At 59.7% G+C, this 20,765-nt stretch carries 16 protein-coding genes and 1 tRNA gene; 3 read left to right on the forward strand and 14 right to left on the reverse strand.

Annotated features, from left to right (window positions below; genetic code table 11):
* Window positions 1-32: 32 nt before the first annotated feature.
* The 6 genes from BM019_RS20360 to rpsU form a co-directional block, all read right to left on the reverse strand.
* Entirely contained in the window at window positions 33-818 is a 786-nt protein-coding gene (locus BM019_RS20360; RefSeq protein WP_239691090.1) for a lipopolysaccharide biosynthesis protein, read from the reverse strand.
* A 382-nt stretch (window positions 819-1,200) separates the two neighbouring features.
* Window positions 1,201-1,277 (reverse strand) — tRNA-Ile (locus BM019_RS20365).
* A 15-nt stretch (window positions 1,278-1,292) separates the two neighbouring features.
* Window positions 1,293-5,036: a bifunctional diguanylate cyclase/phosphodiesterase gene (locus BM019_RS20370; RefSeq protein WP_009045892.1), complete on the reverse strand. Its 3,744-nt coding sequence runs from the start codon at window positions 5,034-5,036 to the stop codon at window positions 1,293-1,295.
* A gap of 122 nt (window positions 5,037-5,158) precedes the next feature.
* Window positions 5,159-7,006 carry an RNA polymerase sigma factor RpoD gene (gene rpoD / locus BM019_RS20375; protein WP_007926106.1) on the reverse strand — a complete coding sequence of 616 codons (1,848 nt, stop codon included), beginning with the start codon at window positions 7,004-7,006 and terminating at the stop codon, window positions 5,159-5,161.
* 67 nt (window positions 7,007-7,073) lie between these two features.
* Window positions 7,074-9,038, reverse strand: coding sequence for a DNA primase (gene dnaG / locus BM019_RS20380; protein ID WP_092419643.1), 1,965 nt, complete (start codon window positions 9,036-9,038; stop codon window positions 7,074-7,076).
* Window positions 9,039-9,507: 469 nt separating this feature from the next.
* Window positions 9,508-9,723, reverse strand: coding sequence for a 30S ribosomal protein S21 (rpsU, locus tag BM019_RS20385; protein ID WP_002551877.1), 216 nt, complete (start codon window positions 9,721-9,723; stop codon window positions 9,508-9,510).
* A gap of 200 nt (window positions 9,724-9,923) precedes the next feature.
* On the opposite strand from rpsU, the gene tsaD reads away from it, so the two are divergent.
* Entirely contained in the window at window positions 9,924-10,949 is a 1,026-nt protein-coding gene (gene tsaD / locus BM019_RS20390; protein ID WP_009045890.1) for a tRNA (adenosine(37)-N6)-threonylcarbamoyltransferase complex transferase subunit TsaD, read from the forward strand.
* 41 nt (window positions 10,950-10,990) lie between these two features.
* Here tsaD and plsY read toward each other — a convergent pair whose 3' ends face one another.
* Window positions 10,991-11,560 carry a glycerol-3-phosphate 1-O-acyltransferase PlsY gene (plsY, locus tag BM019_RS20395; protein ID WP_007926112.1) on the reverse strand — a complete coding sequence of 190 codons (570 nt, stop codon included), beginning with the start codon at window positions 11,558-11,560 and terminating at the stop codon, window positions 10,991-10,993.
* A gap of 74 nt (window positions 11,561-11,634) precedes the next feature.
* On the opposite strand from plsY, the gene folB reads away from it, so the two are divergent.
* Complete coding sequence (gene folB / locus BM019_RS20400) at window positions 11,635-11,988, forward strand: dihydroneopterin aldolase (RefSeq protein ID WP_007926118.1); 354 nt, start codon at window positions 11,635-11,637, stop codon at window positions 11,986-11,988.
* Complete coding sequence (gene folK / locus BM019_RS20405; protein WP_092419646.1) at window positions 11,979-12,497, forward strand: 2-amino-4-hydroxy-6-hydroxymethyldihydropteridine diphosphokinase; 519 nt, start codon at window positions 11,979-11,981, stop codon at window positions 12,495-12,497. The genes folB and folK overlap by 10 nt, the downstream gene beginning before the upstream one ends.
* A gap of 67 nt (window positions 12,498-12,564) precedes the next feature.
* On the opposite strand, the gene BM019_RS20410 is transcribed toward folK, so the two are convergent.
* From BM019_RS20410 to apaG, 7 genes are all read right to left on the reverse strand, one after another.
* Window positions 12,565-13,794, reverse strand: a complete 1,230-nt coding sequence (locus BM019_RS20410; protein ID WP_092419649.1) for a multifunctional CCA addition/repair protein — start codon at window positions 13,792-13,794, stop codon at window positions 12,565-12,567.
* Window positions 13,795-13,858: 64 nt separating this feature from the next.
* Complete coding sequence (locus BM019_RS20415; protein ID WP_007926122.1) at window positions 13,859-15,421, reverse strand: SpoVR family protein; 1,563 nt, start codon at window positions 15,419-15,421, stop codon at window positions 13,859-13,861.
* Entirely contained in the window at window positions 15,418-16,689 is a 1,272-nt protein-coding gene (locus tag BM019_RS20420) for a YeaH/YhbH family protein (protein WP_007926123.1), read from the reverse strand. Before BM019_RS20420 ends, BM019_RS20415 begins: the two co-directional genes overlap by 4 nt.
* Before the next feature lie 191 nt (window positions 16,690-16,880).
* Complete coding sequence (locus BM019_RS20425) at window positions 16,881-18,803, reverse strand: PrkA family serine protein kinase (RefSeq protein ID WP_007926124.1); 1,923 nt, start codon at window positions 18,801-18,803, stop codon at window positions 16,881-16,883.
* Between the two features lie 294 nt (window positions 18,804-19,097).
* Window positions 19,098-19,427: a thiosulfate sulfurtransferase GlpE gene (gene glpE, locus BM019_RS20430; RefSeq protein WP_009045885.1), complete on the reverse strand. Its 330-nt coding sequence runs from the start codon at window positions 19,425-19,427 to the stop codon at window positions 19,098-19,100.
* 32 nt (window positions 19,428-19,459) lie between these two features.
* Window positions 19,460-20,341 carry a symmetrical bis(5'-nucleosyl)-tetraphosphatase gene (locus tag BM019_RS20435; protein WP_092419652.1) on the reverse strand — a complete coding sequence of 294 codons (882 nt, stop codon included), beginning with the start codon at window positions 20,339-20,341 and terminating at the stop codon, window positions 19,460-19,462.
* Window positions 20,341-20,721, reverse strand: a complete 381-nt coding sequence (gene apaG, locus BM019_RS20440) for a Co2+/Mg2+ efflux protein ApaG (RefSeq protein ID WP_007926128.1) — start codon at window positions 20,719-20,721, stop codon at window positions 20,341-20,343. Before apaG ends, BM019_RS20435 begins: the two co-directional genes overlap by 1 nt.
* Window positions 20,722-20,765: the final 44 nt, after the last annotated feature.

The following is a 20,765-nucleotide window of genomic DNA, read 5'->3' on the forward strand; positions in this document are numbered from 1 at the left end:
GGGCGAATACAATCCGTCCGAGCATGGAATGCTCAGCGATTAACCAGCTTGTCGAGTTCGTCGAGACTGATCTTGGGAATGATCGAAGTAGGGATGCTCGACGTGGGGGACAGGTTGTAGACCGAAAAATCCTTGCCCATGACCTTGTCCGACATCAGCTTCAAGGACGGCAGGATCCGCGATTGCAGGTGCTGGTCCAGGCCGCAGGGCGACTTGAAGGTATCTGGCGTTTCATAAAAACGCCCCTGGGCAGGATTCAGGTCGACGCCCACCAGGATCGCCGTATTGAAGCCGGCGTGATAGGCGAGTTGCAGTGCCAGATAAGCCACCGTGCGGGCGTCGAAGAAACCCAGTTCGAGATTCTTGCTGAAGCCGATGGTCCGGCTCCTGTTGCCCCAGAACAGGGGAGGGCGAACCAGGTCGCGGTTGCTCCTGAGCAATCGCTGCGTCCAGGTCTGTCGTGGCGCCTTCTTCAGCAGAAACAGCTCGCCGCGAGGCTGGATTGGAACAGTGCGGGCATGTTCTTCCCAGAGCGCCACACGCTGACTGACAGCCATTGCCTGGGTGAAGAGCTCGGGTTGCTGGAGGGAGAAGCTGGTGTCGGTGCAGACATAAAAAAAGGGCTGTATGCCGGTGCCACGGAACATCGAGATGGCCCCGTTCATGGTGATCATCGGGATGTTCGAGAAGGCTTCGATAGGGAAGTCCTTTGCCGAACTACCGGATGCAATGATGAAAACAGGGCCTTGCTGAATATTTCGGCAACGTGCAAAACCCGTTGCCCGGCCAGGCGAAGGCGCCGTAGATACTACTTCCATGTGTTGTGTCCGAATCATCAGGCCACTCTGATTATTATGGGGTGGCTTAAGTGGTGCATCGCGTCGGGGAAAGGACAGGCTCTCCCCCATTCATAGAAGTGCAGTTTAGGACCAAACGAAGGCCATGCACGACTTCCGAACGGTTATGACCGTCGCGGTTTTTAATAGTTGTGCGGTAGGGCTGATTTCTTGGAAAAAACGATCGGGCGTTTTGCCGGCCTGGCGGCTGAGTCGGGAAAACTATGACTGGAGTGGCAGTTTCAAGTTGGCGGCGTTTTGAAGTGGACACTCTGTGGGCGTTTTTGCAGTTTTGAAAGTAATCAGAACCACGTAAAACCACTCGGAAGATACGCAAAAGCCGCGCAATGCGCGGCTTTCAAGGTGGTGGGCCCACACGGACTCGAACCGTGGACCAAAGGATTATGAGTCCTCTGCTCTAACCGACTGAGCTATAGGCCCTCAGTAGGCCGCGGATTATAGCGACGGTTTCTCGGCTGTGCTATCCGAAAAATCCGAAACGGGAAGGCGCAGAAAGGTCGCGGCGAATTCGTCGGCGCTCAGCGGCAGGCTGATGATGTAGCCCTGGATCTGTTCGCAGCCTTCGTTCCCGAGGAATACCTGCTGGTCATGGGTTTCCACGCCTTCGGCGATCACGGTGAATTGCATGCTGCGGCCCAGGGCGATGATGGCCCGCACGATAGCCACATCATGGGGGTCGTCGGGCAGGCCGCGGACGAAGGATTGATCGATTTTCAGGAAATCCAGCGGTAGGCGCTTGAGGTAGCTCAGGGACGAGTAGCCGGTACCGAAATCGTCGATGGCCAGCTGAACGCCCAGGCGCTTGAGCTGGTGCAGGACCTCCAGGGCTTCCTCGGCCTGGCTCATGATGAAGTTCTCGGTGATTTCCAGCTGCAGGAATCCGGGTTTGAGGCGGTTGTCTTTCAGCAGCTGTTCAATCCGCCCCAGCAGGTTCGGCTGGCGCAACTGGGCGCCGGCGAGATTGACCGAAAGCGGGCCGAAGCTGTCGTAGCACTCGTTCCACTTGCGCAACTGTTGGCAGGCGTGTTCCAGCACCCAGTCGCCGATCTGCAGGATCATGCCGTTCTCTTCGGCCAGGGGGATGAAGTGTTCGGGCGGGACATCGCCAAAGGTCGGGTGATGCCAGCGGATCAGGGCTTCGGCGCCTACCAGCTCGTGGTCGCCCAGCCTGATCTTGGGTTGGTAGTAGAGATACAGCTCGTTGCGCTCGATGGCTCGCCGCAGTTCATATTCCAGGGCCACGCGCTCGCTGGCCTGGGCGGTCAGGTCGCGGGTGTAGCTTTCGACCCGGTTGCGGCCTTTGGCCTTGGAGCGGTACATGGCGGCGTCGGCGTTCTTGACCAGGGTGGCCACGTCGCAACCGTCCTTGGGATAGAGGCTGGTACCGATGCTGGCGCTGATGAAAAACTCGTGCTCGCCGGCCTGGAACGGCGCGGTGAAGCAGTTCAGCAGCTTGTTGGCGATGTGGTCGGCATCGCTGGGCTGCTGCAGCCCGGGTAGCAGGATGATGAACTCGTCGCCACCCAGGCGGGCCACGGTGTCGATATCCCGCAGTTGTTCTTTCAGGCGCACGGCAATGCCCTTGAGCAGCAGGTCGCCGACCGGGTGGCCGAGGCTGTCATTGATGTGCTTGAAGCGGTCCAGGTCGAGAAACAGCACGGCGCCCTGGCCACCGTTCTCCTGCTGGTTGTTGAGGGCGGTCAGCAGGCGGTTTTCGAACAGGGTGCGGTTCGGCAGGCCGGTCAGCGGATCATGGTGCGCCTGGTAATCGAGCTTGGCCTGGGCGTGCTTGAGGCTGGAAATATCGGCGAATACCGCGACGAAGTGGGTGATGAACCGGTCTTTGTTGCGCACCGCGCTGATGGTCAGCCAGCTGGGATACAGCTCGCCATTTTTGCGTCGATTGCAGATTTCCCCTTGCCAATGACCTTCGGCGGTCAGTTGGTGCCACATGGCGGCGTAAAAGGCGCTGTCATGCAGGCCGGAAGCCAACAGGCGAGGGGTGTGGCCCAGGGCTTCGGTTTCGCTGTAGCCGGTGATTTCGGTGAACGCCCGATTGACCGCGCTGATGTGCTGCTGGGTATCGGTGATCAGTACGCCTTCAGCGGTGCTCTCGAACACGGTGGCGGCCTGTTGCAGCTTCTCCTGCATCAGATGGCGCTCGGTGATGTCGCGGGCGATGGTCAGCATGCAGTCTTCGTCGCCGATCGGTAGCGGCCGGCTCGAGAGCTCGCAGAGGCGGATCTGACCGTCATTGCGGCGAATATGGCAGCTGAAGTCGCGTACGAAGCCATCCCGCTGCATCAGGTCGAGCATCTGCCGGCGCTCGTTGAGGTTGACCCAGATGCCCAGCTCCAGCGTGGAACGGTCGACGGACATGGCGCTATTGAAGCCGGTGATACGACTGAAACCTTCGTTGACCTCTATCAGCAAGCCGTCGCGCTGGCGGCTTAGCAGCAGGCCGTCCGGCGAGGCGTGAAAAGCCTTGGCGAACTTCTCTTCTGAGGTTTGCAGCTGCTGTTGGGTTTCCTTCAACTGGCTGATGTCGCGAACCACCACGACCAGGGCGGGCGTAGTGTCGAGGTCGAAGGGTTCGGCGGAGATCAGCCCGGTGAACAGCTGGCCGTTGCTGCGCCGAAAGGGCATTTCCAGGTTACGGATACTGCCGGCCTGCAAGCGTTGCAGCAGCCCGGGGCCGACGCCCTGAATACCCCAGATATTCAGCTCGGTGGCCGTCTGGCCCACGACTTGCGAGGCACTCAGGCCGATCTGTTCTTCGAACGCCTCGTTGACCTCCAGCAGGCAGCCATCCGACAGGCGGGCAATGACCAGGATGTCCGGGCACTGTTGGAAGACCGAGGCGAATTTCTGTTCCGAGAGCTGCAGGGCCTCTTCAGTGCGTTTTGTCTCGCTGATGTCGATCATCAGGCCGCGCATGATCGGTTCATGCCCATGCTCGATCAGGCTGACGATGTCGCGAACCCACAGGCAGCGGCCATCGGCGGTGATTACTCGGTAGTCCAGGCTGTGATCGCGCCCGGCCAGGACTTCGTGGTCGCAAAAGTGCTGGGCGCGCGTCAGGTCGGCGGGGTGGATGATGTTTCTCCAGAACCCGGGAATCAGCCAGTGCGAAAGGGGATAGCCCAGCAATTGCTCGGCATGGGGCGACACGTAGCTGTAGGTGAAGTCGCTGATGCGCGCTTCCCAGGCGATCGCCGACAGGCTTTCGACCAGGCCGCGGTAATGGTATTCGCTGCTGCGCAGTTCCTGTTCCAGGGCCACGCGCCTTGCGATCTCGGAGCTCAGCCGGCGATTGATGCGGATCACTGCCGCCAGAATGGCAAACAGCAGGAGCAGCCCTGGCAGGCCATAGAACAGCAGGTCCGACCAGAACGAACGGTGGTCGAGCACATTGCCCACCCAGCGCTGCTGGATCTCGTTGACCTCCGCCGGGCTTATGTCAGCCAGCACCTTGTCGAGAATGCTTACCAGTATCTTGCTGTCACGGGGGACGCCCATGGCCAGCTGATAGCGGTAGGGCGTCTCGCCACTGACATAGAGCCCGTCGAGCTTCAACTGCCGCAAGCTCCAGACACTGGAAGCCAGGTCGCCGACCACGGCATCGACCTGATTGAGGGCCAGTGCCTGCAAGGCCGAACTCACATTGGGCAGGGCGACCAGGTTCAGGTCGGGATGGTGGGTGCGCAGCAGTTCATGGGGGGCGTAATTCTCCACGACGGCGATCTTCAGGCCGTACAGGTCCTGGAGCTTGCGAGGTTGCGCGCCGCCTTTATGGGCCAGGATCACAATGGGGAAATCGAGGTACGGGCGGGTGAAAGCCAGATAGTTTTGCCGTTCTGGGGTCGACATGATGCCCGGCAGCAGGTCCAGCTTGCCCTTTTTCGCGGCTTCGAGCACTTCGCTCCAGCTGGCGGGTTCTATCGGCTTGAGCGTGATCGCCAGGCGATCCTGGATCAGATGGATATAGTCCGCCGCAAGGCCCTGGTAGCGCCCTTCCTCATCGCGATATTCGAAGGGCGGCCACGAAGCGTCGACGCCCAGGCGCAATTCCGGATGGGCGGAAAGCCAGCCACGTTCTTCATCGGTGAGTGTCAGCGCGCCGGCCGTTGCGGTCCAGGCGAGCAGCGACAGCACCAGCACGGTCGGCAGTCTGGGCATAACGGTCTCGTTATGACACGGGGGAATGTTTCGAGTGTAGACGGGCAATCCGGAGGGAGTGAGGCGCGGGGAGTTTTAAACTGCACAAAACAAGACCCCCAGCAGGGCTGGGGGTCTTGGTATTACTCGTCGAGGAAGGAGCGCAGGTGCTCGCTTCTCGTCGGGTGGCGCAGCTTGCGCAGTGCCTTGGCTTCGATCTGGCGAATCCGCTCACGGGTAACGTCGAACTGCTTACCGACTTCCTCGAGGGTGTGGTCGGTATTCATGTCGATGCCGAAGCGCATGCGCAGCACCTTGGCTTCACGGGCAGTGAGGCCGGAGAGTACTTCGCGAGTCGCTTCCTTGAGGCTCTCAACGGTGGCGACATCGATTGGCGACTGCATGGTCGAGTCTTCGATAAAGTCGCCCAGATGGGAGTCTTCGTCATCACCGATCGGGGTTTCCATGGAGATCGGCTCTTTAGCGATCTTCAATACCTTGCGGATCTTGTCCTCAGGCATTTCCATGCGTTCGCCCAGCTCTTCCGGGGTCGGTTCGCGACCCATTTCCTGCAGCATCTGCCGGGAAATACGGTTGAGCTTGTTGATCGTCTCGATCATGTGCACCGGAATACGGATGGTGCGGGCCTGGTCGGCGATCGAGCGAGTGATCGCCTGACGGATCCACCAGGTGGCATAAGTCGAGAACTTGTAGCCGCGACGGTATTCGAACTTGTCTACCGCTTTCATCAAGCCGATGTTGCCTTCCTGGATCAGGTCCAGGAATTGCAGGCCACGGTTGGTGTACTTCTTGGCGATGGAGATCACCAGACGCAAGTTGGCTTCGACCATCTCTTTCTTAGCGCGACGGGCCTTGGCCTCGCCGATCGACATGCGACGGTTGATGTCCTTGATCTCGGCGATCGTCAGGCCGGTCTCGGTCTCGAGCGCGGTCAGCTTCTGCTGGCAACGGATGATGTCCGGTTGCAGGCGACCGATGGCTTCGGCGTACTTGGCCTTGCCTTTGGCCAGTGCGTCGGACCAGCTTTCGTCCACTTCATTGCCAGGGAACTGGCGCAGGAAGTCGGCGCGTGGCATGCGAGCATCACGAACACAGAGTTGCATGATCGCGCGCTCTTGCTGACGCAGGCGATCCAGGGCGCTACGAACGCGTTCAACCAGGCCTTCGAATTGCTTCGGAACCAGTTTGATCGGCATGAACAGTTCAGCCAGGGCCAGCATTTCAGCCAGGGCTTGCTTGTGTTCACGACCGTGCTTTTTCAGCGCCTTGCGGGTGATTTCCATCTGGTCGGCAACGGCGCCAAAGCGCTGGGCTGCGATGACCGGATCCGGACCGCTTTCGGCTTCTTCTTCATCGTCACTGGCTTCGGCGTCATCGTCGTCGGTGTCGTCGTCCGCTTTCGCGGCCTTGGCATCGACAGGCGGTGGTACTTCGGCGGCAGGCGGCGCGATGCCGTCGTCCGGGTCGATGTAACCGCTCAGGACGTCGGACAGGCGACCACCTTCGGTGGTGACGCGAGTGTATTCGGAGAGGATGTGCTCAACCGTGCCAGGGAAGTGCGCGATCGCGCCCATCACTTCACGGATGCCCTCTTCGATACGCTTGGCGATTTCGATTTCGCCTTCACGTGTGAGCAGCTCTACCGTACCCATTTCGCGCATGTACATACGCACTGGGTCGGTAGTGCGACCAATGTCGGTTTCCACAGCCGCCAACGCTGCGGCGGCTTCTTCAGCTGCTGCTTCGTCGGTATCGGCTTCGGCCAACAAAAGGGCATCCGCATCCGGAGCACTCTCGAATACGTTGATCCCCATGTCGTTGATCATGCGGATGATGTCTTCCACCTGTTCCGGATCTGAAATATCCTCCGGCAGGTGGTCGTTGACCTCCGCGTAAGTCAGGTAACCCTGCTCACGACCACGGCTGATCAACTCTTTGAGGCGAGACTGCTGTTGCGCTTTTCCGGACATAACACCCTATCCACTGAAGGTCTTGGCGGGCAAAAAACAAGCCGAGGATTATACCCGAGCTATGACCTCACGCGCCAGTTGAGGTCGGGTTTGATGCGGGAACATTGCGTTTTAAAAGCTCAAGTAGCTGAATTTTTTCTTCGCCACTCAATTCGCTTTGACGCGATTTCCTGAGAAGTTGTTCCAAAGCACGCTCACTTTGGCGAGCGGACAAGCTTTTAATGGTGTCGAAAAACTGTTGTTCAAGGTTATCGCCCTCAATCAACCATTCCTTTTCTGCCAACGCCTTGATCAGGCGGCCCTGCTCCGTGCCGTGCCAACGCGCCATCAGTTGATGAATAGAGCGTAGCTTAGGATTTTTCTGCACGGCTTCGATCAGGGCGACCAGCAACTGGGTATTGGTGTTGTCGTCGGCGGCGAAATGCCCGGCGTCTTCAACTTTCTCGGCCAGTTGCGGGTGATGCAGCAATGTTCGAAGGGCTGACAGTGTAGGAGGTTCGACGGCGGCCGGAACGCGCGGGGCACGTGGTTGATCACGATCGCCATTACGCTTGCCCTTTTTGTCCCAAGGCTTGTTCTCCCACTTCTTGCCGCCGGCACCGCTTTTCTTCGGCGTCCACTCCTGCTGCGGCACATAGGCCTCTTGCGGCTCGTGGTAGTCGGCATAGTCCGGCATGGCGTCGTAATCGATGCCGGCGTCGTACGCCGGTGGCGCTTCTTGTGGGGTGCTGTGCACCAACTGGTTGACGGTCTCGTTGTTGAGCCCGGTAATTTCACTGAGGCGCTGGCGCATCAGGGTCCGCAGGTTGGCTCCGGGGACCTTGTCGATCAACGGTGCAGCCAGAGTGGCCAGGTGGGCCTTGCCCTCGAGCGAACGTGGATCGGCTTCGTCCGTCAGTTGCTGGAAGAAGTAATCGGCCAGCGGTTGAGCGTGTTGATTGATGCGTGCGCGAAAGGCGTCGGTGCCTTCGGAGCGGACCAGGGTATCCGGATCTTCCCCTTCGGGAAGAAACAGAAAACGCGCCCGGCGACCGTCCTGCAGGCTGGACAGGGTCGCCTCCAGCGCGCGCCAGGCGGCCTTGCGCCCGGCCTGGTCGCCGTCGAAACAGAACAGGACGCTGGGCACGATACGGAACAGGCGCTTGAGATGTTCTTCGCTGGTGGCGGTACCCAGGGTCGCAACGGCGTTACGCAGGCCTTGTTGGGCGAGGGCAATCACGTCCATGTAGCCTTCGACGACAATGATTTCGTCGAGGTTGCGGTTGTTCTTGCGGGCTTCGAACAGGCCGTAAAGCTCCTGGCCCTTGTGAAAAACCGGCGTTTCCGGCGAGTTCAGGTACTTCGGTTTGTCGTCGCCCAGTACCCGGCCACCAAAGGCGATGATCCGGCCGCGGCTGTCGCGGATCGGAAACATCACCCGGTCGCGAAAGCGATCGTAGCGTTTGCCGGTTTCGGCATTTTCGATCAGCAGGCCGGCGTCGATCATGGCTTTTTGCTGCAGGGTATCGCTGCTCAGGTGCTTGAACAGGTTGTCCCAGCCGGGCGGTGCAAAACCGAGGCCGAAGTCGCGGGCGATCTCGCCGGTCAGGCCGCGCCCCTTGAGGTAATCGACCGCGGCCTTGCGGGCCGGATGGCTTTTCAGGGCCTGGCGATAGTAATCGGCGGCGGCGGTCAGCAGCGGATAGAGCGGCGAGTCGGTCGGCTGCCGGGGCTTGTGCGAGCGACCGCTTTCCTCGCGCGGGATCTCCATGCCGGCGGCTTTGGCCAGTTCCTCGACTGCCTGGGGGAAGTCCAGGTTGTCGTGGTCCATGATGAAGCCGAGGGCGTTGCCGCCCGCGCCACAGCCGAAGCAGTAGTAGAACTGCTTGTCGGGGCTGACACTGAAGGAGGGGGTCTTTTCCTTGTGGAACGGGCAGCAGGCGGTGTAGTTCTTGCCGGCCTTTTTCATCTGCAGGCGCGAGCTGACAACATCGACGATGTCGGTGCGGTTCAGAAGGTCGTCAATAAAGCTCTGGGGAATCAGCCCGGCCATGGCGTTCTCGTCATCACTGCGCGAAAGAATTGGACCAATGCGAAGGCTTCGAAAGTGGGCTGCTCGAGACGCAACGGCTGCGCGTTCGACCATCTGTCGTCGGCTTGATCGCTATCGGGAAGTGTATCTGCCGAAAGTCCACTGACGTTAGTTTCAATCAGTCTTCGACTATTTGAAGATATTGCTCTGAGTCCGACAGGTCTCGGATGGCTCATAAGCGGGCGCTGGAGAAGGGCGCCTTGGGCTGAGTCTGTTGAGGAATCAGAATAAAAATGTGCTCGTCAGTAGCCTTGGAAGGCTCGTCAGAAGAGACGTGCACCGCTGGCAGGAAGCCAGGTCTGACGTGGTGAAGCGGATCGTCTCGGTCGCATGCGCGGCGTTGACGGTGAAGCATCAAGCGTTGTCCGCAAATGCCATTAGCCCGGCTGAGGGCCGGGCTTGGCAGAAGCTTGCAGCGAACGTCTGTGTATTAGTACAGACGTACGGCGCGGCGCTGTTCGCGCTGAACTTTCTTGGCGTGACGCTTAACAGCAGCAGCTGCTTTGCGCTTACGCTCGGAAGTCGGCTTCTCGTAAAATTCGCGGCTACGAACTTCAGCCAGAACACCGGCTTTTTCGCAGGAGCGCTTGAAACGACGCAGAGCTACGTCGAAGGGTTCGTTCTCTTTAACTTTGACGGCTGGCATCCAGAGCTACCTTCATTCATTACCGGGGTCAACGTTCTCGTCGCAAAAATCGCGGCTGAGGTCGTCGGTTTTTAAGGGTTGCGGATGTTAACCCTTCATCGCTCGGAATGCAAAGCCTCTGATCGAAAACCGCTGGTCGGCTGAGGGAGTGGCGACTATTATGCGCGCCTTCGAATTTAGCCTCTACAAGGCGCAAACCCATGCTAGTACTGGGATTAGAAACTTCCTGCGACGAAACCGGCGTCGCGCTTTACGACAGCGAGCGGGGCCTGCTGGCCGATGCGCTGTTCAGTCAGATCGACCTGCATCGGGCCTATGGTGGCGTGGTGCCGGAGCTGGCCTCTCGCGACCATGTCAAGCGCATGCTACCGCTGATTCGCCAAGTTCTGGCCGAGGCGGACTGTGTGCCGACCGAAATCGACGCCATTGCCTATACCGCTGGCCCGGGTCTGGTCGGAGCCCTTCTGGTGGGCGCCTCCTGTGCGCAGGCGCTGGCCTTCGCCTGGGGTATCCCGGCACTGGGTGTGCACCATATGGAAGGCCACCTGCTGGCCCCGATGCTGGAAGAACAACCGCCGGAATTTCCGTTCGTCGCTTTGTTGGTTTCCGGTGGACATACGCAGCTGGTGCGGGTCGATGGCATCGGCCAATACGAGCTGATGGGCGAAACCCTGGATGATGCTGCCGGTGAAGCCTTCGACAAGACGGCGAAGATGATCGGCCTGAATTATCCGGGCGGTCCGGAAATCGCTCGCCTGGCCGCACAAGGCGTGGCCGGGCGCTTTGTTTTCCCGCGGCCGATGACCGATCGTCCAGGGCTGGATTTCAGCTTCAGTGGCTTGAAAACCTTTGCCCTGAATACCTGGCAGCAATGTGTCAGCGCTGGAGACGACGGCGAACAAACCCGTTGCGACATCTCGCTCGCCTTCCAGCAGGCGGTGGTGGAAACTCTGACCATCAAATGCAAGCGAGCCTTGAAGCAGGCCGGACTCAAGCGTCTGGTCATTGCTGGTGGCGTGAGCGCCAACAAGGCTCTGCGCGCGTCGCTGGAAAAAATGCTCGGCGAGATGAAGGGAAATGTGTTTTACGCCCGTCCTGAGTTCTGTACCGATAACGGCGCGATGATCGCGTTTGCCGGTTGCCAGCGTTTGCAGGCCGGTCAGCAGGAGAGCCTGGCGATCAGTGTGCAGGCGCGTTGGCCGATGGAGCAGTTGTCGCCGTTGTGAGTCGGTAATTTCCCGACCTGAGCCCGGTTCATCTTCAGGATTCAGAAATGCCGTTCGCGCCCGGCAAACAGGTCGCGTAGATTGCCGCGGTGGCGCCAGACGATGAGCAGTGTGAGCACGCTCATCGGCAGTAGCGCCGCCGGCGCCTGCCAGGCCAGCAATGGCAGGGTCAGGGGCGTGGCGATCAAGGCCGCCAGCGAGCTGGTGCGGGTCAGGTAGAAGGTCAGGAGCCAGGCGGCAATGGCCAGGAGCGCCGCTGGCGGATAAAGCCCCAGCAGCATCCCGGCGGCGGTGGCGACACCCTTGCCGCCGCGAAAGCGAAAGTACACCGGGAACAGATGGCCCAGTACGGCGTAGAGCCCGATCCAGGCCTGTTGTTGGAGCGAAAGGCCTGCGAGACTGGCGATCAGCACGGGCAACAGCCCTTTGAGCAGATCGCCGAGCAAGGTCAGTACCGCAAGTTTCTTGCCGGCCAGGCGCAACATGTTGGTGGCGCCGGCATTGCCCGAGCCACTCATTCGCGGATCGGGTTTACCGGTCAGGCGGCTGAGCAAGATAGCGAAGGACAGCGAGCCGAGCAGGTAGGCGAAGATCGCCAGTAACCAAAACATGCTAACTATTCCGGGCGAGGACGCCCTGATTCTAACGGCGCATTGCGCCCTTGTCGTGCTGCGGAGAAGAGTGCTTGGACAGAGTGTTTATCGAGGGTCTGGAAGTCGACACGGTGATCGGTGCCTACGACTGGGAGCGAGGCATCCGACAGTGCCTGCGCCTTGACCTGAGCTTCGCCTGGGACAACCGCCCGGCCGCGGCTGGTGACGACCTGACCCTGGCGCTCGACTACGCCAGCGTGTCTTCGCGGATCCAGGCGTTTGCTGAACAGGCGCAATTCCAGCTGGTGGAAACGTTTGCCGAGCGTCTGGCTGAAGTCCTGATGAGCGAGTTCCATATTCCCTGGTTGCACCTCAAGCTGACCAAACCCGGTGCTGTTGCGGCCGCCAAAGGTGTGGGCGTGGAGATCGAGCGCGGATGTCGCTAACTCAGGTATTTCTTGGGCTCGGCAGCAATATCGAGCGCGAAACCCATCTGCTGGCCGGGCTCGATGCCCTGGCGGGCTTCCTGCAGGACATGCGCTGCTCGGCAGTGTTCGAAAGCCAGCCGGTCGGGATCAAGAGCGGGCCTTTTTTCAATCTGGTGGTTTCGGCCTTTACCGATCTGCCACTGATGGAACTGGATCGTCGGTTGAAGTTCATCGAAGCGGACAACGGTCGTTATGCCCCGGACCGCAAGGGCCTGCCGCTGGATATCGATGTGCTGCTGTACGGCGATCTGGTGGGCAACTTCGACGGTTTGATCCTGCCGCGCGCCGAGATTCTGAAGAATGCCTTTGTGCTCTGGCCTTTGTCGCTGATGGCACCCAAAAGGGTTCATCCGCTGGCCGGACAGGACTTCGCCACCCTCTGGCGCGAAGCCCAAATCGACCAGGTGCTGGCGCCCGTGGCCTTTGAGTGGCGGGGCAGGCAGCTGACGCCACCGGAGCTGGGATAGCTCTGGCTGATTGCTATCGGCTTGCGAGCAAGCTAGCTCCTACAGTGGAGCTAGCTCGTGATGTTTCTTACCGCGGGTGCTGTTCCTTGTAGGCCTTCAGCGCCTTCAGTCGCTCCCGTTTCAGCGCCTCTCCCAACTCCGGCCCCTTGAATCCCTGCTCCAGCAGCGGCTGCACCGCTACCGTTCGTGCTGCGGTGGCCGCGCCGCGCAAATAGTCCGCCTGGGGATAGGCGCGCTCCTCCAGTCCGAGACGACCGCGAGCATCCATTTCACAGGCGGCGATAAACTCCTCGAAACGCTGCGGCCGACGGTACACGTCAAAGCTTTGCAGCAGCTGCGCCAATGTCGAAGGTTTCAGTTCGAGGGCGCGATGGCCATGGGTGTGGTACTGACCCACCAGCAGCGCCAGTTCCTGGCAGTCGCGCGGCGCCTTGAAGCGTTCGTTGACGCACTTGATCAGCTTCAGGCCCTTGTGCTCGTGTGCGATGTGCTGTGGCCATTCACTTTGCGGTGTCAGGCCCTTGCCCAGGTCGTGCAACAGGCACGCCCAGCGCACACTCAATGGCTGCTTGTGCAGTGCCGCCTGCTCGAGAACGCTCAGTGTGTGCACACCGCTGTCGATCTCCGGGTGATGGGCGGCGGGTTGCGGAACGCCAAACAGCGCCTCCACTTCGGGCAGCAGGACCTTGAGCGCTCCACAGTCGCGCAGCACCCGGATGAACACTTGGGGGTGATCTTCCATCAGTGCGCGGGAGATTTCCTTCCAGCTGCGCTCCGGCGTCAGGGCTTCCAGTTCGCCTGATTCGCTGAGCTGGCGCATCAATTCGAGGGTGTCAGGCGCCACCCGGAAGCCGAGCCCAGCGTAGCGAGCAGCAAAGCGGGCAACGCGCAGGACACGCAGCGGATCTTCGGCGAATGCGGGGGAAACGTGGCGAAGCAGGCGGTTTTCCAGATCCTGCTGGCCGTGATATGGATCCGTCAGCACGCCATGGTCGTCTTCCGCCATGGCGTTGATTGTCAGGTCGCGGCGAATCAGGTCTTCTTCGAGGGTGACCTCGGGGCTGGCGTGAAAGGTGAAACCGCCATAACCACGACCGCTTTTGCGTTCGGTGCGGGCCAGGGCGTATTCCTCGCCGCTCTTGGGGTGAAGAAAGACCGGAAAGTCCGAGCCTACCGGCCGAAAGCCGTTGGCGAGCATTTCTTCGGCCGTGGCACCGACTACCACCCAGTCGATGTCGGTTACCGGTTTGCCCAGCAGGCGATCGCGTACCGCACCGCCGACCTTGTAAATCTGCATAAAAAACCTCCGTTAGCCCGACAGAATAACCCTTGCGCCGAGCTTTCGGAGGTTTGTCATGCGCTCAGAGGTGGATGACAGCCAGGTCCAGGCGGCCATAGTCCCCTTCGTTGTGATCGCTTCTTGGCGGTACGTGATGGGTTTTCATCACCTGGTCGCCCTGCAGGGTTTCCAGATGGATGTCGAATCCCCATAGCCGGTGCAGGTGCTTGAGGACTTCGTCGGTGGAGTCACCCAATGGTTTGCGGTCGTGCTGTTGGTGGCGCAGGGTCAGCGAGCGGTCGCCCCGTCTATCGATGCTCCAGATCTGCACGTTGGGCTCGCGGTTACCCAGGTTGTACTGGGCCGCAAGGGTTTCGCGGATGACTCGATAGCCGCTTTCGTCATGAATGGCCGGTACCAGCAAGTCGTCTTTCTGGTCATCGTCCAGGATGCTGAACAGCTTGAGATCGCGGATCACCTTGGGCGACAGGTACTGCAGGATGAAACTCTCGTCCTTGAAGCTGCTCATGGCGAACTTGATGCTGGAAAGCCAGTCGGTCCCGGCCAGTTCCGGGAACCAGCGACGGTCTTCCTCGGTCGGTTCTTCGCAGATGCGCCGGATATCGCGGTACATGGCGAAACCGAGGGTGTAGGGGTTGATGCCGTTGTAGTAAGGGCTGTCGAAGCCAGGCTGGAAGACCACGCTGGTGTGGGAGGCGAGGAACTCCATCATGAAGCCGTCGGTCACCAGGCCTTCGTCATACAGGTCGTTCATCAGGGTGTAGTGCCAGAACGTTGCCCAGCCTTCGTTCATCACCTGGGTCTGGCGTTGCGGGTAGAAGTACTGGGCGATCTTGCGCACGATCCGCACGATTTCCCGCTGCCACGGTTCCAGCAGCGGCGCGTGTTTCTCGATGAAGTACAGGATGTTTTCCTGCGGCTCGGCGGGGAAGCGCGCGTTGTCCTTGTCGCTGAACTTGTCCGTGCCTTTGGGAATGGTGCGCCACAGGTCGTTGATCTGTTTCTGCAGGTGTTCTTCCCGGTCCTTTTGCCGACGTCGCTCTTCTTCCGCGGAAATCGGATAAGGACGTTTGTAGCGGTCCACCCCGTAGTTCATCAGGGCATGGCAGGAGTCCAGCAGGTCCTCCACGGCATCGATGCCGTGGCGCTCTTCGCACTGCATGATGTACTGCTTGGCGAACACCAGGTAATCGATGATCGAACTGGCATCCGTCCAGGTGCGGAACAGATAGTTGCCCTTGAAGAAGCTGTTATGGCCATAGCAGGCATGAGCCACCACCAGTGCCTGCATACAGATGGTGTTTTCTTCCATCAGGTAGGCAATGCATGGGTCCGAGTTGATCACGATCTCGTAGGCCAGCCCCATCTGGCCGCGGCTGTAGGACTTTTCGGTGCTAAGGAAGTGTTTGCCATAGGACCAGTGGTGATAACCCAGGGGCATGCCGACAGAGGCGTAGGCGTCCATCATCTGTTCGGCGGTGATCACTTCGATCTGGTTGGGATAGGTATCCAGGGCGTAGCGCGCCGCGATACGGCTGATTTCGCGGTCGTAGGCCTGGATCAGCTCGAACGTCCATTCCGAACCGGTGGAGATAGGCTGGCGTTTCTGCTCTCTGGCGGTCATGTCACTAACCTGCGCTGGAAGAGTTCACGGAAGACCGGATAGATATCTCCGGCCGAGACCAGTTGTTGCTGGGCGAAAGTATCGGAAAAGGCTTCGGCGATGCGCTCGTATTCGAACCACAGGGCCTGATGTTCGCGCGGGGTAATCTCCACGTAAGTGTAGTACTGCACGAAAGGCATGATCTGGTTGATCAGGATGTCGCGGCAGATCGGCGAGTCGTCGTTCCAGTTGTCGCCGTCGGAAGCCTGGGCGGCGTAGATGTTCCACTCGTTGCTCGGATAACGCTCGGCCATGATCTCCTGCATCAGTTTCAAGGCGCTGGAGACGATGGTGCCGCCGGTTTCCCGGGAGTAGAAGAACTCCTCCTCGTCCACTTCACGCGCACTGGTGTGATGGCGAATGAACACTACGTCGATCTTGTCGTAGTTACGCTTGAGAAACAGGTACAGAAGGATGAAGAAGCGCTTGGCGATGTCCTTGGTGGCCTGGGTCATGGAGCCGGAAACGTCCATCAGGCAAAACATCACGGCCTTGGAGCTGGGGTTGGGCTGTTTGACCAGCAGGTTGTACTTGAGGTCGAAGGTGTCGAGGAACGGCACCCGATGGATACGGGCGCTGAGACGCTCGATTTCCGCTTCCATTTCCTGAATATCGCCGAAGTTGTCCGGTTCTTCGCGTTTCAGGCGTTCAAGTTCCTCTTTGACTTCGCGCAGTTTTGCCCGGCTGCTGCCGGACAGGGCGATGCGCCGGGCATGGGCCGAGCGCAGGGTTCGAATGATGTTGATGCGCGAGGGATTGCCTTCGTTGCTGATCCCGGCCCGGACGGTCTTGAAGGTGTCGGTCCCGCTCAGGTTGCGTTTGACCAGGTTCGGCAGTTCCAGGTCCTCGAACATGAACTCGAGGAATTCTTCCTGGGTAATCTGGAAAACGAACTCGTCCATGCCTTCGCCGGAATTGCCAGCCTTGCCCCGGCCACCTCCGCCACCACCGCCTTGAGGGCGTGCGATGTGCTCGCCGGCCGTGAACTCCTTGTTTCCCGGGTGCACCACGGTCTGTTTACCGCCGCGCCCATGATGGAGCACCGGTTCATCGATATCCCGGCCTGGAATGCTGATTTGTTCGCCATGCTCCATGTCAGTGATGGAACGGCGGCTGACCGCCTCTTCGACGGCCTTCTTGATGTGGTCACGATAACGCCGCAGAAACCGCTGACGGTTTACCGTGCTTTTGTTCTTGCCATTGAGACGTCGGTCGATCACATAACTCATGACTGCTCCTTAGAAGCGGTCTTGAAGCTCGCAAGCGGCCCGGACGGGGGGAGGGGGCGGCAAGGTGTCTTTTTGCCGCCGGTCCTCTGCCCGAGCCTCGCTGCGAACGTTCAAACGCGCTTCCTGAAGCCTGTGTAGCAGAAATCGCTAAGACAGGCTCCTGGCTAACGACAACCGGTGCATCCGGCGGGTTACTGCGATTTTCTGACCCGCAGATACCACTCGGACAGCAGTCGTACCTGTTTGTCGGTGTAGCCGCGCTCGACCATTCGGGTAACAAAGTCGTTGTGTTTCTGTTGATCCTCTTTGCTGGCCTTGGCATTGAAGCTGATGACCGGGAGCAGGTCCTCGGTGTTGGAGAACATTTTCTTCTCGATGACCACCCGCAGTTTTTCGTAGCTGAGCCAGGTCGGGTTCTTGCCGTTGTTGTTGGCTCGGGCCCGCAATACGAAATTGACGATTTCGTTGCGGAAATCCTTCGGATTGCTGATGCCGGCCGGTTTCTCGATTTTTTCCAGCTCTTCGTTGAGCGCGACCCGATTGAGGATCTCGCCGGTTTCCGGATCGCGGTATTCCTGATCCTGAATCCAGAAGTCCGCATACAGCACATAGCGGTCGAAGATGTTCTGGCCGTATTCGCTGTAGGACTCCAGGTACGCCGTCTGGATTTCCTTGCCGATGAACTCGATATACCGCGGAGCCAGGTATTCCTTCAGGAAGCGCAGGTAGCGTTCGCGGGTTTCCGCCTGGAACTGTTCCTGTTCGATCTGTTGTTCGAGCACATAAAGCAGGTGCACCGGGTTCGCCGCGATCTCGTGGGGATCGAAGTTGAAGACTTTCGACAGAATCTTGAAGGCGAAGCGGGTCGACAGACCGTTCATGCCTTCATCCACGCCGGCGGCGTCGCGGTATTCCTGGATCGACTTGGCTTTCGGATCGGTGTCCTTGAGGTTCTCGCCGTCGTAGACGCGCATTTTCGAGTAGATGTTCGAGTTCTCCGGCTCCTTGAGACGCGAGAGCACGGTGAACTGAGCGAGCATTTTCAGGGTGTCGGGAGCGCAATGCGCCTTGGACAGGGAGCTGTTGAACAGCAGCTTGTCGTAGATTTTGACTTCGTCGCTGACCCGCAGGCAGTACGGGACTTTGACGATATAGATCCGGTCGATGAAGGCTTCGTTGTTCTTGTTGTTACGGAAGGTGTGCCATTCCGATTCGTTGGAGTGGGCCAGCAGAATGCCGGTGAAGGGGATCGCGCCCAGCCCCTCGGTACTGTTGTAGTTGCCTTCCTGGGTGGCCGTCAGCAATGGGTGCAGCACCTTGATCGGTGCCTTGAACATTTCGACGAACTCCATCAGGCCCTGGTTGGCCCGGCACAGTGCGCCCGAATAGCTGTAGGCGTCGGCGTCGTTCTGCGGGAATTCCTCCAGCTTGCGAATATCGACCTTGCCCACCAGTGCGGAAATGTCCTGGTTGTTCTCGTCTCCAGGTTCAGTCTTGGCGACGGCGATCTGGTTGAGGATCGAAGGATAGAGCTTGACCACCCGGAACTGGCTGATGTCGCCACCGAACTCGGACAGGCGCTTGGTGGCCCAGGGCGACATGATGGTGTTCAGGTAGCGCCGTGGGATACCGAAGTCTTCTTCGAGGATCGCGCCATCTTCCGTGGCGTTGAACAACCCAAGAGGCGACTCGAATACCGGAGAGCCCTTGATGGCGTAGAAGGGCACCTTTTCGATCAGTTGTTTGAGTTTTTCGGCCAGGGATGATTTACCGCCACCGACGGGGCCGAGGAGGTAAAGGATCTGTTTCTTCTCTTCCAGGCCCTGGGCGGCATGGCGGAAGTAGGAGACGATCTGGTCGATGCATTCTTCCATTCCATGGAAGTCTTCAAAGGCCGGATAGCGACGGATCACTTTGTTGGAGAAGATCCGTGACAGTCTCGAATTGGTCGACGTGTCCAGCAGCTCCGGTTCGCCGATAGCCAGAAGCAGGCGTTCAGCGGCCGACGCGTAGGCGCTACGGTCCTTTTTGCAGAGCTCCAGGTACTCCTGTAGCGAGAACTCTTCCTGGCGTGTGGATTCGAAGCGTTGTTGGAAGTGGCTAAAAATACTCATGACGTCACCTCGCTCGATACGTGGAGCCGACGCCGGATCAGTCAGTCAAGTGCTGGCATGCAGCCGGGAATCCGGCTGATGTTTACCCCCCAGAACACTTTCAAAGCTATCGACCTTGAAAGCTAGTACCGATGACCCGCACGCCGGTGTACCGGCTCTCCCCTGATTGGATGGCCTGAGGCTAAGGATAGTTCGGAATCGGGGAGGTAAAGGTGGAATACGCAATTTGTTCAAGTGACCGTTCGTCGGTCATGGCGCCAGCCCGCGAATGACGCGGGCTGGCGCGCAGAAAAATTATTCGGCGCTGCCCTGAGCAATTTCCGCAGGGTAGGTGGTCCGCCACAATTCGAAACCACCGTCCAGGCTGTAGACGTCGGAGAAGCCCTGGCTGATCAGGTAGGCCGCTGCGCTTTGGCTGGAGTTGCCGTGATAGCAGACGACCACCAGCGGGGCGTCGAGATCGGCGTTGCGGATGAAGTCGGAGATGGAATGGTTATCCAGGTGCAGGGAGCCGCTGATGTGGTTCAGGGCAAAGGTCTGCGGGTCGCGGATATCGACCACCACGGCGCCTTGCTCGCGCAGTGCCTGGGCCTGTTCTGGGGGGATGCGTTTGAATTCGCTCATGGCGGGCTCCTGGGCCTGGTGGCAAGCGCCGTCTAGCGCTTGGCGGTGATTGGTGTGGGTTCAGGGGAGGGTTGATTGGCCTGGGGCTTGATGTGGCCGTGGGCGTCGCACTCACACTCGAGGCGTTGGCCGGTATCGACGTTCAGCAAGGTCAGGGCTCCGCCCCAGACGCAGCCGGTGTCCAGGGCGACAACGCCGGGCTGGTTGCAATTGCCTTCGAGGGCGGCCCAGTGACCGAAGATGATTTTCACGTCCCGGGTCTTGCGTTCCTTGTGCTCGAACCACGGCGCGTACCCCGGTGGGGCGGTGTCCGGCCCTTCCTTGCCCTTGAGGTCGAGCTTGCCATCGCTGGTGCAGAAACGCATGCGGGTGAAATAGTTGGTGATCACCCGCAGACGGGTCACGCCTTTGAGTTCGCTGTCCCATTTTGTCGGGTCGTTGCCGTACATACCGTCCAGATAGGGCTCGAAGCGGTTGTCGTCCCGCAGCGCCTCTTCGACTTCGGTGGCGCACTTGAGGGCTTTTTTCAGCGACCACTGTGGCGGTATCCCCGCGTGCACCAGGGCGACGTTGCGCTGTTCGTCATAGTGCATCAGCTTTTGCTGGCGCAGCCACTGGAGCAACTCCTCGCAATCCGGCGCGTTGAGGATCTCGCGCAGGGTGTCGGCTTTCTTCAGACGCTCGATATTGCGCCAGACGGCCAGCAGGTGCAGGTCGTGATTGCCCAGCACGCAGACCAGGGAGTCGCGCATGGCATAAAGAAAGCGCAGGGTTTCCAGCGACTGCGGGCCGCGGTTGATCAGGTCGCCGACCAGCCACAGGCGATCCTTGGTCGGGTCGAAAGCGACCTTTTCAAGCAGGCACTGCAAAGGCCTCAGGCAGCCTTGCAGGTCACCGACGGCGTAAGTCGTCATCAGTGCAGGGCTCCGGGCACGGCCAGGCGGAAGGGGGCGATGATGGCGTCGAAGTGTTTGCCGTCTTCGGCGAGCATCTGATAGCTGCCCTGCATATTGCCGACGCGTGTGGTCATGACCGTGCCACTGCTGTAGGTGTGGCTTTTGCCCACGGCGATCAGCGGTTGCTGGCCGACGACGCCGGCGCCGCGAACTTCCTCGACGTGCCCGTCGCCATCGGTGATCACCCAGTGCCGCGAGAGCAGTTTGGCAGGCAGCAGGCCATTGTTCTGTACGGTGATGGTGTAGGCGAAGGCAAAGCGGTTCTGCTCGGGTTGCGACTGTTCTGCGAGAAAGCGGGTGACGACGCTGACGTCGATCTGATAGCGGGGATCGGACATGCAAGGGGCCTTAAAACGAAGCGGGACGCGGGACAAAGCTGATG

This window comes from Pseudomonas sp. NFPP07, from assembly GCF_900115645.1.
Lineage (GTDB): Bacteria > Pseudomonadota > Gammaproteobacteria > Pseudomonadales > Pseudomonadaceae > Aquipseudomonas > Aquipseudomonas chlororaphis.

Excerpts from the sequence above, each read along its gene's own strand:
- BM019_RS20360 (WP_239691090.1), bottom strand. The coding sequence starts at position 818 with ATGGAAGTAGTATCTACGGCGCCTTCGCCTGGCCGGGCAACGGGTTTT.
- BM019_RS20370 (WP_009045892.1), bottom strand. The coding sequence starts at position 5,036 with ATGCCCAGACTGCCGACCGTGCTGGTGCTGTCGCTGCTCGCCTGGACC.
- rpoD (WP_007926106.1), bottom strand. The coding sequence starts at position 7,006 with ATGTCCGGAAAAGCGCAACAGCAGTCTCGCCTCAAAGAGTTGATCAGC.
- dnaG (WP_092419643.1), bottom strand. The coding sequence starts at position 9,038 with ATGGCCGGGCTGATTCCCCAGAGCTTTATTGACGACCTTCTGAACCGC.
- rpsU (WP_002551877.1), bottom strand. The coding sequence starts at position 9,723 with ATGCCAGCCGTCAAAGTTAAAGAGAACGAACCCTTCGACGTAGCTCTG.
- tsaD (WP_009045890.1), top strand. The coding sequence starts at position 9,924 with ATGCTAGTACTGGGATTAGAAACTTCCTGCGACGAAACCGGCGTCGCG.
- plsY (WP_007926112.1), bottom strand. The coding sequence starts at position 11,560 with ATGTTTTGGTTACTGGCGATCTTCGCCTACCTGCTCGGCTCGCTGTCC.
- folK (WP_092419646.1), top strand. The coding sequence starts at position 11,979 with ATGTCGCTAACTCAGGTATTTCTTGGGCTCGGCAGCAATATCGAGCGC.
- BM019_RS20410 (WP_092419649.1), bottom strand. The coding sequence starts at position 13,794 with ATGCAGATTTACAAGGTCGGCGGTGCGGTACGCGATCGCCTGCTGGGC.
- BM019_RS20415 (WP_007926122.1), bottom strand. The coding sequence starts at position 15,421 with ATGACCGCCAGAGAGCAGAAACGCCAGCCTATCTCCACCGGTTCGGAA.
- BM019_RS20420 (WP_007926123.1), bottom strand. The coding sequence starts at position 16,689 with ATGAGTTATGTGATCGACCGACGTCTCAATGGCAAGAACAAAAGCACG.
- BM019_RS20425 (WP_007926124.1), bottom strand. The coding sequence starts at position 18,803 with ATGAGTATTTTTAGCCACTTCCAACAACGCTTCGAATCCACACGCCAG.
- glpE (WP_009045885.1), bottom strand. The coding sequence starts at position 19,427 with ATGAGCGAATTCAAACGCATCCCCCCAGAACAGGCCCAGGCACTGCGC.
- BM019_RS20435 (WP_092419652.1), bottom strand. The coding sequence starts at position 20,341 with ATGACGACTTACGCCGTCGGTGACCTGCAAGGCTGCCTGAGGCCTTTG.
- apaG (WP_007926128.1), bottom strand. The coding sequence starts at position 20,721 with ATGTCCGATCCCCGCTATCAGATCGACGTCAGCGTCGTCACCCGCTTT.